General features: G+C 75.9%; 11 protein-coding genes. 6 read left to right on the top strand and 5 right to left on the bottom strand.

What is annotated here, in order from left to right; translation table 11 throughout:
- Positions 1–64: 64 nt before the first annotated feature.
- Positions 65–2,167 (top strand): MMPL family transporter, encoded by a 2,103-nt coding sequence (locus tag ACIA5A_RS03945; protein WP_396756154.1) that lies wholly within the window; start codon positions 65–67, stop codon positions 2,165–2,167.
- Between the two features lie 184 nt (positions 2,168–2,351).
- Here the strand turns inward: ACIA5A_RS03945 and ACIA5A_RS03940 are convergent, their stop codons facing one another.
- The 4 genes from ACIA5A_RS03940 to ACIA5A_RS03925 form a co-directional block, all read right to left on the bottom strand.
- The gene (locus ACIA5A_RS03940; RefSeq protein WP_396756152.1) at positions 2,352–3,476 is read right to left on the bottom strand and encodes a glycosyltransferase family 4 protein; all 1,125 of its coding nucleotides are present in this window, start codon (positions 3,474–3,476) and stop codon (positions 2,352–2,354) included.
- Complete coding sequence (locus ACIA5A_RS03935; RefSeq protein WP_396756150.1) at positions 3,473–4,732, bottom strand: M48 family metallopeptidase; 1,260 nt, start codon at positions 4,730–4,732, stop codon at positions 3,473–3,475. Before ACIA5A_RS03935 ends, ACIA5A_RS03940 begins: the two co-directional genes overlap by 4 nt.
- Positions 4,733–4,896: 164 nt before the next feature.
- Positions 4,897–5,121 carry a hypothetical protein gene (locus ACIA5A_RS03930; protein WP_396756148.1) on the bottom strand — a complete coding sequence of 75 codons (225 nt, stop codon included), beginning with the start codon at positions 5,119–5,121 and terminating at the stop codon, positions 4,897–4,899.
- Between the two features lie 142 nt (positions 5,122–5,263).
- Positions 5,264–6,661 (bottom strand): NYN domain-containing protein, encoded by a 1,398-nt coding sequence (locus ACIA5A_RS03925; RefSeq protein WP_396756146.1) that lies wholly within the window; start codon positions 6,659–6,661, stop codon positions 5,264–5,266.
- Positions 6,662–6,787: 126 nt separating this feature from the next.
- Here ACIA5A_RS03925 and ACIA5A_RS03920 point away from each other — a divergent pair, with 126 nt between their 5' ends.
- The 5 genes from ACIA5A_RS03920 (at position 6,788) to ACIA5A_RS03900 (ending at position 12,277) form a co-directional block, all read left to right on the top strand.
- Positions 6,788–8,545 carry a DEDD exonuclease domain-containing protein gene (locus ACIA5A_RS03920; RefSeq protein ID WP_396756144.1) on the top strand — a complete coding sequence of 586 codons (1,758 nt, stop codon included), beginning with the start codon at positions 6,788–6,790 and terminating at the stop codon, positions 8,543–8,545.
- A 128-nt stretch (positions 8,546–8,673) separates the two neighbouring features.
- Positions 8,674–10,461: a RelA/SpoT family protein gene (locus ACIA5A_RS03915; RefSeq protein ID WP_396756142.1), complete on the top strand. Its 1,788-nt coding sequence runs from the start codon at positions 8,674–8,676 to the stop codon at positions 10,459–10,461.
- 49 nt (positions 10,462–10,510) lie between these two features.
- A complete protein-coding gene (locus ACIA5A_RS03910; RefSeq protein WP_396756140.1) occupies positions 10,511–11,050 on the top strand; it encodes an NUDIX hydrolase in 540 nt (179 codons plus the stop codon).
- On the top strand, positions 11,047–11,937 hold the full coding sequence (locus tag ACIA5A_RS03905) for an NDP-sugar synthase (RefSeq protein WP_396756138.1): 891 nt from the start codon (positions 11,047–11,049) through the stop codon (positions 11,935–11,937). Before ACIA5A_RS03910 ends, ACIA5A_RS03905 begins: the two co-directional genes overlap by 4 nt.
- A gap of 52 nt (positions 11,938–11,989) precedes the next feature.
- Positions 11,990–12,277: an Lrp/AsnC family transcriptional regulator gene (locus tag ACIA5A_RS03900; protein ID WP_107159942.1), complete on the top strand. Its 288-nt coding sequence runs from the start codon at positions 11,990–11,992 to the stop codon at positions 12,275–12,277.
- Between the two features lie 60 nt (positions 12,278–12,337).
- Here ACIA5A_RS03900 and ACIA5A_RS03895 read toward each other — a convergent pair whose 3' ends face one another.
- Positions 12,338–13,012, bottom strand: coding sequence for a DUF4142 domain-containing protein (locus ACIA5A_RS03895; RefSeq protein ID WP_396756136.1), 675 nt, complete (start codon positions 13,010–13,012; stop codon positions 12,338–12,340).
- Positions 13,013–13,106: the final 94 nt, after the last annotated feature.

Raw genomic sequence — 13,106 nt, 5'->3', positions numbered from 1 at the left:
ACCGGTCCGAAGGATCGAGTCAGGGCCCGCGGTCCGCGCCGGGCGACGAGTGGAAGGAACCCTGATGTCCCCGCACCGATTGCTCCGGCTGCCCGCCGGCCGCCGCGGCAAGTACGCCGTCCTCGTCCTCTGGCTGGCGTTGCTGGCGCTCGCCGGCCCGCTCGCGCTGAAGCTGGGCGAGACGCAGGACAACTCGACGCTCGGCGCGTTGCCGCCCGGCGTGGAGAGCAGCCGCGCCGCGCAGCGGGCCGAGGCCGCCTTCCCCGAGTCCCGCCGGCAGTTGGCCGTCGCCGTGTACGTCCGCGACAGCGGTCTCACCGCCGCCGACCGGGCCCGCGTCGACGCCGACCGGGCGACCTTCACCGGGTACGCCGACGGTGGCGTGGTCTCCCCGCCGGTGCCGAGTGCCGACGGCCGGGCGCTGCTGTTCTCGCTGCCGGTCAGCGCCGACGAGCAGCGACGCGCCGACGCGGTACGCGCCATGCAGGACCGGCTCGCCGACGGCGCGCCGGGCCTGCGGACGGCGCTGACCGGCGACGCCGCCGCCGAGAGCGACGTCTGGCAGGCGTTCGACGGGATGGACGGCGCGTTGCTGCTGGCCACCGCCGTCACCGTGGCCCTGCTCCTGCTGGTCACCTACCGCAGCCCGCTGCTGTGGCTGGTGCCACTGCTCGCGGTGGGCGTCGCCAACCAGCTCGCCGGCGCCACCGTCTACCTGCTGGCCCGGCATGCCGGCCTGGCGGTGGACTTCCAGAGCCAGACCATCCTCACCGTGCTGGTGTTCGGCGTCGGCGTGGACTACGCCCTGCTGCTCATCGCCCGCTACCGCGAGGAGTTGCGCCGGCACGCCGACCGGCACGCCGCGATGGCGGTGGCGCTGCGCCGGTCGTACGGCGCGGTGGGCGCCTCCGCGGCGACCGTCGCGCTCGGGCTGCTCTGCCTGGTCGCCGCGGACCTGCCCGCCACCCGCGGCCTGGGACCGGTAGGCGCGGTGGGCGTCGTGGCCGCGCTGCTGGCGATGACCACCCTGCTGCCGGCGGTGCTGGTGCTGTGCGGGCGGTGGCTGTTCTGGCCGTTCGTGCCGCGCCACACCCCCGGCGCGGACGCGCGGGACCGCAGCGCCGACCACGGCCTGTGGCGGCGGGTCGCCGGCCTGGTCGGTCGCCGGCCCCGCGCGGTCTGGGTGGGTACCGCTGTCGCCCTGGCCGCGCTGACCCTCGGGATCGGCAACCTCGCCCTGGGCCTGCCCGACGACGAGTCGTTCACCACCGAGGTCGGCTCGGTCACCGGCCAGCGGCTGGTCGCCGGCCACTACCCGGGCGGCTCGGCCGCGCCGGTCGAGGTGTCCGCCGCCGCGGGCGCGGCCGGCCGGGTGGTGGACGCGGCGCGCGCGGTGCCGGGGGTGGCCGAGGTGGACGGTTCGCAGCGGTCCGCCGACGGCCGCTGGGTACGCGTCACCGCGGTGCTCGCCGACGCCCCGGACAGCGCCGCGGCCCGGGACACGGTGGCGCGGTTGCGGACGGCCGTGCACGCGGTGCCCGGGGCGGAGGCGCTTGTCGGCGGGCGCACCGCGACGCTGCTCGACGAGCGACGCACGGTGGACCGGGACAACCGGGTGGTCATCCCGCTGGTGCTCGCCGTGATCCTGGTGGTCCTGGTGCTCCTGCTGCGCGCGCTCGTCGCGCCGCTGCTGCTGATGGCGAGCGTGGTGCTGTCGTACGCGGCCGCGATGGGCGCGGCCGGGCTGCTGCTCGACGCGCTGGGTCACCCGCGGCTGTTCGTCGGGGTGCCGTTGCAGGCGTTCCTGTTCCTGGTCGCCCTCGGCGTGGACTACTCGATCTTCCTGATGACCCGCGCCCGGGAGGAGGTCGCGTCGATCGGGCACCGGAGCGGGACGCTGCGGGCGCTCACCGTCACCGGCGGTGTGATCACCAGCGCCGGGGTGGTGCTGGCGGCCACCTTCGGCGCCCTGCTGGTGCTGCCGCTGGTGCCGTCGGTGCAGATGGGGGTGATCGTGGCGGTCGGCATCCTGCTGGATACGTTCCTGGTGCGCAGCCTGCTGATCCCGGCGCTGGCCCTGGACCTGGGTACGCGCACCTGGTGGCCGGCCGAGCGCAAGGCGGGGGCCCCGCTTAACGCATTGCGTAGAGCAGGGGCCCCCGCTTAACACGCCGCCGAGAGGCCCGCGCCGTCCGCCCGGAGTGCCACGACCTCCCCCTCGGGGCGGGGCGCGGCTCGGGGGCGGGCGGGCGGCGCGTCCGGGCGCACCCGGCACGGGGGCACGGGGGGGCGGGGGGGGATCAGGCGGCGAGGGGAACGGGATCAGGCGGTGAGGGCCGCTCGCGGGCGGGTCAGCCGGCGAGCAGCGAGGTCATCCGCTCGGCCTGGGTCTCCCACCGCCACTCCCGCTCGACCCAGGCGCGGCCGGCGGCGCCGAGCTGGCGGGCCAGGTCCCGGTCGGCGAGCAGGGTGGCCACCCGGTCGGCGAGCTGGGCGACGTCCCGGCCGCGGACCACGTAGCCGGTCTCGCCCTCGCGGACCGCGTCCGGCGCGCCGCCGGAGTCGCCGGCCACCACCGGCAGGCCGGTCGCGCTCGCCTCCAGGTAGACGATGCCGAGCCCCTCGACGTCCAGGCCCCGGTTGCGGGTGCGGCAGGGCATCGCGTAGACGTCGCCGGCCGCGTAGTGCGCGGGCAGCTCGGCCGAGGGCACCGAGCCGGTGAACACCACGTCCCGCTCCACGCCGGCCTGCCGGGCCAGCTTCTCCAGCGTCGCCCGGTAGGGCCCGCCGCCGACCACCAGCAGCGCCGCGTCCGGCACCCGGCGGCGGATCTCCGGCAGCGCCCGGATCAGCATGTCCTGCCCCTTGCGCGGCACCAGCCGGGACACGCACACCACCACCGGCCGGTCGGCGAGCCCGAGCCGCAGCCGGACCCGCTCGCCGTCGACGTCCGGGTGGTAGGTCTCCACGTCCACGCCGGGCGCGAGCCGGCGCAGCTCGGTCAGCCCGTCCAGCGCCCGGGCCAACCGGACCCGGGTGTATTCGCCGAGGTAGGTGGTGACATCCACGCCCCGGCCGATCCGGCGCAGCGCGGCGCGGGCGCCGGGCAGCGCCGCCCAGCCCACCTCGTGCCCGTGGGTCAGCGCCACCGCGCGGCGGATCCCGGCCCGCCGGCGCAGCCCGGACGCGAGCAGCCCGAGCGGGGCCGCCGCGCCGAACCACACCGTGTCGCAGTCGTACGCCCGGGCCAGCCGGGCCGCCCGGCGGGCCACCAGCGGGGTGGGCAGCAGCACCCGGGTGCGTTCCCGCACCACCTCGAACGGCTGGTCGGCGTCGAACTTCTCCGCGCCCCGCCAGCTCGACGCGTAGACCACCACCGAGCCGGGTGGCTGGCGGACCGCGAGGTTGTGCACGAAGGACTGGATGCCACCGGGACGCGGCGGGAAGTCGTTGGTGATCAGCAAGGTGCGGCTCATCGGCCGGACTCCCTGGCGTAGGCGCGGGCGGCGGCCATCCGCTCCACGGTGGACGGGTGGGACGCCGACCACAGGTATTCCCAGCGCGGCGGGTCGGGGTCGGCCAGGTTCACCCCGGCCAGCCGGCGCTGCATCGCCTCGAAGGTGGCCGGGTCCCCGGTGAGCGCCAGCGCGTGCGCGTCGGCCCGGGCCTCCACCCGGCGGGAGACCAGCGCCTGCACCGGGGTGGCGACCAGACCGGCGATCGTGACCAGCGCGATCAGCAGCGGGAACGCCCGCGGTTGGGCGATCGAGTCGACGCCGGCCAGCCGCAGCAGCGGCGTCCAGGAGCCGACCAGGTAGAGGGCCACCACCGCGGCGGCGGCGCCGAGCGCGCCGATGAGCGTGCCGGTCCACACGTCGCGGTCCTTGGCGTGGCCCAGCTCGTGCGCGACCACGCTTGTCACCTCGGCCGGCTCGGCCTCGCGCAGCAGGGTGTCGTAGACCACCACCCGCCGGGTCGGCCCGAGCCCGGAGACGTAGGCGTTGACCGCCCGGGTCCGCCGGGAGGCGTCGGCGACCAGCACGTCGCGGACCGGCACGCCGTCCCGGGCGGCCATGGCGGTCAGCTCGGTGCGCAGCGGGCCGGGCTCCATCGGGGTGAACCTGTTGAACACCGGCTCGACGAGCACCGGCAGCACGAACGACAGCACCACCACGAGCGCGGCGGCGCCGGCCGCGCCGAACGCCCACCACCAGCGCGGGGCGAGCCGGACCACCGCGTAGAAGCCGAGCAGGACGAGCGCGCCGATGACCGCGCTGACCGCGTACGACTTGAGCAGGTCGACCACCCAGCCGCCCCAGCTCTGGGTGCTCAGCCCGTAGCGCACCAGGACGGTGCGACGCCAGGCCGCGAAGGGCAACGTGAGCAGGTCGGCGAGGAACATGACGCCGAGCCCGCCGAGCACGGCCTGGGCGATCCAGTGGCCGCCGAACGGCCGCCCGGCCAGCTCGACCAGGCGCCCGCCCAGCGGGGTGAGCCCGAGCAGCAGCGCCACCACCAGCCCGAGCGCGAGCGCCGACCAGCCGGCCGGGCGCAACGCGTCGTGGAAGGCCCGGCCGCGGGCCACCTGATCGACCGGGAGCGCCCGCAGCGCGGCGAGCTGGTCGGCGCGGGGCGCCGGCGGGCGGCCCCACGGCACCAGCAGCGCCACGGCCACGACCAGCGCCACCGCCAGCCCGGCCAGGGTCAGCAGCGCCCAGGCGCGCGGGCTCACCGCCGCACCCCGCCGTCGCGACCCGCCCGCGTCATGCCGCTCCCTCCGCCGTGACCGCCCATCCTATGGCCCGGCGGGGGCGGTCGGCCCCGGTGCCCGGACGGAGTCACCGGGGCCGGTCCCGCCCCGGCGACGGTCGTGGTGGCCCGGCCGTAAGGCGCGGGTCAGGCGACCCGGCGGCGGCCACCGGCACGGCGGGGCGCGGGCACGGGCACGGCCGCCGGTGGCAGCACCTCCACGTCGAAGCCGGCCCGGGCGAACACCTCGATCGCCCGGTGCTCGGCCGGGCCCAGGTCGGCCGCCGGCGAGTCGGGGTCGAGCAGCGCGGTCACCAGGCACCCGGAGCAGCCGGCGCCGCGGATGCCGCAGCCGTCGCAGTCGATGAGCATGAACGCCTCCTGACACGGTCGCCGGTGGCGGTCGGGGAAGGGACCACCACCGTCGGTCACCGAGAGGCTATGCGTCGGGTACGACAGAACCGGACAACGAGGCAGCACCCACCCCGAAAACGATCATCACGCCACAGGCGGGTCAGGAACGGGCGAGCCGGCGCAGCAGCGAGTCGGCGCCCAGCGGATACGCGCCGTGCCGGCGTACCCCGTCGGCGACCTCGCGGTCCGAGGAGACCACCACCACCGGCCGGCCGGCCGGCTCGGCGCGGACCAGCCGCCGGATCAGCTCGTCCGCGGTCTCCCCCTTGCGGGAGAAGAGCACCCGCACGCCGCGCGGCGCGGGCGGCAGCCCGTGGATCCGCTCGGCGCCGTCGAAGACCACTGTCACCTCGTCGCCGGTCTGCGCGGCGATCCCACCCAACCCGGTGATCAACCGCTTGCGCTGCTGCTCCAGCGACATCTCGCCGAAGCCGCGCTTGGTGACGTTGTAGCCGTCCACGACCAGGTGCGCCCGGGGCAGGGCGAGGAGCTGGTCGAGCCGGGCCGGGTCGTCGGTGTCGCGGGCCCGCGTCGCCGCGCCGGCCGGGGCCGCGCCCGGCTGGTCGGCGAACGCCTCGGCGACGAAGTCCGCAGGCAGCGCGTCCACCGGGTCGAGCGCCAGCTCCCGGCGCAGCCCGACGGCCGCCTGGCCGATCGTCTCCAGCAGCAGCCACAGCCGGGCGTCGTCGACCGAGCGGGCCTCCTTGGCGCTGGCCCGGGCCACCCCCGCCGCGGCCTCCGCCTCGGCCAGCCGGGCCCGGGCGCGGCGCAGCTCGGCGTCCGCGTCGGCCGCCGCGCGGGCCGCCCGGCCCCGCTCGGTGGCCAGGAGTTCGGTGGCCCTGCGCTCGCGGGCCTGGGTCTCCCGCAGGGTACGGGCCAACTGGCGGGCCTCCTCGCGAAGCTGCCCCAGCTCCTCCCGGACCCGGGCCAGCTCGTCGCGGAGCTTCTCGGCCTCGACCCGGGCCACCGCCCGGTCGTGCTCGGCGCGGGTGGCCCGCTGCTCGGCCTCGCGGACCAGCTCGGCGACGACCGCGCTGTCCGCCTCGGCGCGCACCGCCTCGCCGCTGGCCTCGATCAGCTCCCGCCAGCCCCGCGGCCGGGCCAGGTAGGCCAGCGCGGCCACCTCGACCGGGTCGGCGGCGGCCGGCGCGGTGCCGTCCACCACCGCCGCGCCGAGGTCGCCGGCGTCGGCCAGCACCCGGGCGGTGACCCGCTGCCGGAACAGCGGGTCGGCGGTGAGCTGCGCGGCGATCACCGGAGCGCCGAGCCGGGCCCGGCGGTTGGGGGCGAACTTGGCGACCCGGCGCAGCGGCACCGGCACCTCGTCGCCGGGCAGCCCGGGCAGCACCGCGGCGGTCAGCGCGACGATCCGCTGCCGGACCGGCTCGGGGAGCGTGGGCTCGGGCTCGAGGGCCGAGGCGTCCTCGCCGGACTCGGGCGCGCCGGCCACCGGCTCCTCCGCGGAGGAGCGGTCGTCGGGCGGCTCGGCGAGGGGCATGTGGCAAGTCTCCCACCCCGAACGGGCCCACCACCCGGTGAGTGAGCCGATCTCTCATCGTACCCCCGTGGTAACGGTGGGACCGGAGTGACGGGAGTGTCGGACCGTGCCGTTACCGTCCGGCGGGTGACGGGAACGGAGTACGTCCAGGAGGCCCTGGCCGGCCTGGACCGGGGGGTGGGTGGCGGCGTCGACCCCGCGCTGCCGCTCTACGCGACCACGTTCGTGGTGGTCGACCTGGAGACCACCGGTGGCGCGCCGGACGGCGGCGGGATCACCGAGATCGGCGCGGTCAAGGTGCGCGGCGGCGAGGAGCTGGGCGTGCTCGCCACCCTGGTCAACCCGGGCGTGCCGATCCCCCCGTTCATCACCGTGCTGACCGGCATCACCCAGGCCATGCTGCTGCCCGCCCCGCCGATCGAGCAGGTGCTGCCGAGCTTCCTGGAGTTCCTCACCGACGCCGTGCTGGTCGCCCACAACGCCCCCTACGACGTGGGCTTCCTCAAGGCCGCCTGCGCCCGGCACGGCTACGCCTGGCCCAACCCCCGGGTGCTGGACACCGCCGCGCTGGCCCGGCGGGTGCTCACCCGCGACGAGGTGCCCAACCGGAAGCTGGGCACGCTCGCCGCCTACTTCCGCACCGCCACCCAGCCCAACCACCGGGCCCTGGACGACGCCAAGGCGACAGTCGACGTGCTGCACGGGCTGATCGGCCGCCTGGGCGGGCACCGGGTCGACACCGTCGGCGAGGCGATCGAGTTCGCCCGCGCGGTCACCCCGACCCAGCGCCGCAAGCGGCACCTCGCCGACGGGCTGCCGAAGGTCCCCGGCGTCTACATCTTCCGGGCCGCCGACGACCGGCCGCTCTACGTCGGCACCTCCGGCGACATCGCCACCCGGGTGCGCAGCTACTTCACCGCCGCGGAGAAGCGGGCGCGGATCTCCGAGATGCTGGCCGCCGCCGAGCGGGTGGAGGCGGTCGAGTGCGCGCACTCGCTGGAGGCCGAGGTCCGCGAGCTGCGGCTGATCGCGGCGCACGCCCCGCCGTACAATCGTCGGTCGAAATATCCGGAGCGCCAGGTCTGGCTCAAGCTCACCGACGAGGCGTACCCCCGGTTGTCGGTCGTGCGCGGCCTCGGGCCCGCCGACACCGCCTACCTCGGTCCGTTCCGGTCCAAGCAGGCCGCCGAGCTGGCCGCCGCCGGCTTCCACGACGCGGTGCCGCTGCGGCAGTGCACCCACCGGCTCTCCCGGCGCACCACCATGCCGGCCTGCGCGCTGGCCGAGCTGGGCCGCTGCCCGGCGCCCTGCGAGCACCTGATCACCCCGGAGGACTACGAGCGGCACGCCGCGACGCCGTTCCGCACCGCCACCCGCGACGATCCGGGCGTGGTGGTCGACGCCCTGCTCGCCCGGATCGAGGCGCTGTCCGCCGCCCAGCGCTACGAGGAGGCGGCGGTGGCGCGGGGTCGGCTGGTCGCGGTGCTGCGCGCGGCGGTCCGGATGCAGCGGCTGGCCGCCCTCACCGGCATCGCCGAGCTGGCCGCCGCCCGCCCGGCCGCCCGGGGCGGCTGGGAGCTGGCCCTGGTCCGGCACGGCCGGCTGGCCGGGGCCGGGGTCTCCCCGCCCGGCGTCCACCCTCGACCGACCATCGCGGCGATCCGGGCCACCGCCGAGACGGTGCTGCCCGGACACGGTCCGGTGCCGGCCGCCACCGCCGAGGAGACCGAGCGGATCCTGTCCTGGTTGGAGCGGGACGAGACCCGGTTGGTCGAGACGACCGCCGGTTGGGCGTCGCCGGTGGCCGGCGCGGGGCGCTTCCGTGACCTGCTGGCCAAGGCCGAGCACGGCGGATCCCACCATTTCTCGACCGAACGCTCATGACCAAGTGTCCGATCGGACTACGTCGACTCCCTTAGGCTGTTGAAGGAGTGCAGTCCTGCCCGATTCGCGGGCCTGCTCCCGGTCGCCGGTCCCCGGCGGCCGAGGGCCGGGGTGAGGAGGTGTCCCAGGTGGACGTCGACGCCGGACACGGCGCCGCCCTGGGCGGCTCCCTTCCGACCCAGGGCGAGCTGCCGCTCAGCCGCCGGCTGCGGTCACTGCTCACCTGGCCCACCGCCGACGGCGACCCGGTCACCACGCTGGTCCGCGCGCACCGTGGCATCCATCCCAGCGCCGACGCGTCGGTGCTGCGCCGGGCCTACACGATCGCGGAGAACATGCACCGCGGTCAGTTCCGCAAGAGCGGCGAGCCCTACATCACCCACCCGTTCGCGGTCGCGCAGATCTGCGCCGACCTCGGCATGGACACCATCACGCTGGTGGCCGCGCTGCTGCACGACACGGTCGAGGACACCCGCTACACGCTCCAGGCGCTCCAGGAGGACTTCGGCCGCGAGGTGGCCCACCTGGTCGACGGGGTGACCAAGTTCGACAAGGCGTTCTACGGCAAGGCCGCCGAGGCGGAGACCGTCCGAAAGATGATCGTGGCGGCCGGCAAGGACGTCCGGGTGCTGGTGATCAAGCTGGCCGACCGGCTGCACAACATGCGCACGCTCGGGGTCCGCTCCGCCGCCTCGCGGGAGCGGATCGCCCGCAAGACGCTGGAGGTGCTGGTGCCGCTCTGCGACCGGCTCGGCATCCAGACCCTCAAACGCGAGCTGGACGACGTGGTGCTGCTGCACCTGCGACCCGAGGAGCACGCGCGGATCGCCCGGTTCGTGCACGACCGGCCGGGCTGGGACGCCTACCTGACCGACGTCGTCGCCCGCACCCGCGCGGCGCTGCGCCGCAGCCGGGTCGACGCCGAGGTCTCCCCCCGCCCGCGGCACCTCTACTCGATCTGGAAGGACACCGTCGCCGGCGACCACGCCGCCCCGTTCGACCTGCCCCGCATCGCCATCGTGGTGGACGGGCCGCCGACCGACTGCTATGCCGCGCTGGGCGCCGTGCACGGGCTCTGGCGGCCGATGCCGGGCCGCTTCAAGGACTTCATCGCCTCCCCCAAGAACAACCTCTACCGGTCGCTGCACACGAGCGTCTGCGGCCCGCAGGACCGCACCGTGGAGGTGCTGATCCGCACCACCGAGATGCACCGCGCCGCGGAATACGGCGTGGCCGCCCACTACCGCTTCCCCCGTGCCGCCGGCCGGGCCGCCGACCGCGACGAGGAGCTGGCGTGGCTGCGCCGGGTGCTCGACTGGGAGCAGGAGACCGTCGACCCGGGCCAGTTCATGGCGTCGCTGCGCTGCGACCTGGCCGAGGCGCAGATCCAGGTGGTCGCCGACGGCAGGCAGGTGGTGCTGCCGGCCGGGGCCACCCCGGTCGACCTCGCCTACGAGCTGGGCACCGAGCGCGGCGACCACTGCCTCGCCACCCGGATCAACGGCCGCCTGGCCCCGCTCTCCTCCGAGCTGGAGGAGGGCGACGTGGTGGAGATCTTCACCGAGAGCGACGCGGAGAGCGGCTTCGAGGTCGACGTGGCCCCGCGCGGCCCGCGCCGGGAGTGGCTCGGGTTCGTCAAGTCCCCGCACGCCCAGATGCAGATCAACAGGTGGTTCGCCGAGCACACCGAGCCGGGCATCTCGATCGCCGACAAGGTCCGCCTCGGCCGGGCCTCGATCGGCCTGGCGCTGCGCAAGCACGACCGGGGCCTGGCCAGCGACCTGCCGCTGCTGCGGCTCTCCGAGGAACTCGGCTACCCCGACCTGGAGACGATGCTGGTGGCGGTCTTCGACCGCTCGGTCGAGCCCGACACGGTGGTCCGGCAACTGATCGACCTGGTCGACCACCGGCAGTAACCGAAGGGCGTTCGCCCGCGGCCCCCGGCCGGCCACTAGCCTGGACGGCATGATCCCCCGCGCGCGTGCCACCGGACGGGCCCTCGGCTACCGGCTCTTCTACCGGCTCCCGGTCCCGATGCGACGGCGGCTGGTCCGGCTCGCCGTGCCGAAGTACATCGTGGGCGGGGTGACGCTGGTCCGGGACTCCGAGGCCGGCGGCGCGGGCCGGATCCTGCTGCTGCGCCAGCCCCCCGGCCACAGTTGGAGCCTCCCGGCCGGCCTGCTGCAACGCGGCGAGGCGCCGGTGGTCGGCGCGGCCCGCGAGCTGTACGAGGAGTCCGGCGTCCGGCTCTCCCCCGACCGGCTGCGTCCGGCCGTGCCGAACGCGGTGGTGCACGCCAAGGGCTGGGTGGACGTGGTCTTCGAGGTGGACGTGCCGGCGTCGCGCACCGCGCTGAAGGTGGACGGGGCCGAGGTGCTGGAGGCCGCCTGGCACCCGCTGGACGACCTGCCCCGGCTCAGCCGCGCCACGGCCAACCTGCTGGGTCACTACGGCATCGGCCCGCGCGCCGGCGAGGTCCCGCCGGCGACCCCACCCGTCCCGTGACCCCGCTCGCTTCGCACCCCCCGGCACCGCACGGCTCGGCGGCGGGCGTCGACGTGTGCGCGGTGGTGCTGGCGGCGGGCGAGGGCACCCGGCTGCGCCCGCTGACCGAGCGGGTGCCGAAGGCGCTCTGCCCGGTCGGCAACGTGCCGCTGCTCGACCGGGCGCTGGCCCGGCTGGCCGGGCTCGGGCTGACCGGCCCGGAGCGGGTCGCGGTGAACGCCTGCTACCTGGGCGACCAGGTGGTCGCGCGGGTGGGCGACCGGGCGCACCTGTCGGTCGAGCCGGGCGACCCGCTGGGCACCGCGGGCGGCGTCGGCCGGCTGCGGGACTGGATCGGCGGGCGCGGCGTGCTGGTCGGCAACGCCGACGCGTACCTCGCCGACCCGGCCGCCCCGCCCGGCGCGGACGTGGCCGCGCTGCTCGACGGCTGGGACGGGCGGAGCGTACGCCTGCTCGGCCAGCCGGCGGACGACCCGGCCGCCCCGGGCACCTTCTCCGGCCACCGCTTCGTCGGGTTCTCGCTGCTGCCCTGGCGGCTGGTCCGCGACCTGCCGGCGGAGTTCGGCGACCTGGTCCGGACGGTGTGGCGGCCGGCGGAGGCGGCCGGCGCGCTGACCGTGGTCCGCTACCCGGGCACCTTCTTCGACACCGGCACACCCGCCGACTACCTGGCCGCGAACCTGCACGCCGCCGGGCCGGACGGGCTGGTCGACCCGACCGCCGAGGTCGACGCCCCGGTCAGCCGGTCGGTGGTCGGCGCCGGCGCGCGGGTGCACGGCGCGGTCGACCGGTCGGTGGTCTGGCCGGGCGCGACGGTCGCCGCCGGGGAACGCCTCGTCGGGGTGATCCGGGCCGGCGCGGACCTGACCGTCCCGGCCGCGCGGTGACCGCGCCGGGCAATAGCATGGGCCACGTCGCCGACGAACGGAGAAACGTCCCGTGATCACCGCGATCGTGCTGATCGACTGCGCCACCGACTCCATCCCCGAGGTGGCCGAGAACCTGGCCGCCCTGCCCGGCGTCAGCGAGGTCTACTCGGTGGCCGGGCACGTCGACCTGATCGCCATGGTCCGGGTCCGCGAGTTCGAGCAGATCGCCCAGGTCATCGCCGGCAGCATCTCCAAGGTGCCCGGCGTGCTCAACACCGAGTCGCACATCGCGTTCCGCGCCTACTCCCAGCACGACCTGGAGGAGGCGTTCGCGATCGGGCTGGCCAGCGCCGACTGACGGACGGGTGGCCGGCCCGCCCCGGACGGGCGGGCCGGCCACCGTCGGCCGTGCGGTGCGTCAGCTCTGCGCGGGCGCCGGGGTCTCCGTGGTGCCCGGAGCGGGCTCCTCGGTCCCGTTGCCGCCCGGAGCCGGCGACTCGGTGCCACCCGTCCCCGGCGACGTGGTGCCGCCCGGGCTGGGCGTGCCGCTGGCGCTGGTCTGCGGCACCGGGACGCCCAGGGTCTGCGCCAGGGCCACCAGCGCGTCGTAGTGCGCCTGGAGGACCGGCAGGGCGTCCTGGGCGAGCTGGACCACCGACTGCTCGGAGCCCTGCGAGATCTCCGTCTGGGTGGCCTGGATGGCCTGGACGTGGCCGGCGAGCTGCGCGGTCACCCACGCCTTGTCGAACTTCGCCCCGCTGAGGCCGTTCAACTTGTCGAGGACCTTCTGCTGGTCGGCGGTCGGGTCGGCCGGCAGCTGCACGTTGAGCTGCTGGGCGGTCGACTGCACCGTCTGGTCCAACTGGGTGTGGTCCGTGACGAACATCTTGCCCAGGTCCTTGACCTGCTGGTTCTGGCCCTTCTGCTGGGCCAGGTTACCCGCGGTGATCTCGAACAGGTTGACCTGGTGCACCGCCTGCAGATACTGGGTGTCCTGCGTCGACGGCTGCGCCGCGGCCTGCGCCGCGGCGGCGGGCGCCAGCCCCACGACCACCAGCGCGGCCAGCAGGCCCAGGCGTTTGATTCCGAACATGCGTTCCTCCCCCATGAGACGTCGGACCGCACGGATACCCGGCTGACCGGGGTTATTCCTGCGATTCCACCCGTCCGGGGCGCGTCCGAGGGGA

It is taken from the genome of Micromonospora sp. NPDC051300, from assembly GCF_044455315.1.
Taxonomy (GTDB): Bacteria; Actinomycetota; Actinomycetes; order Mycobacteriales; family Micromonosporaceae; genus Micromonospora; species Micromonospora robiginosa.
Note: the sequence above shows the minus strand (reverse complement) of the source record. Positions and strands in the feature narration are given on the sequence as shown.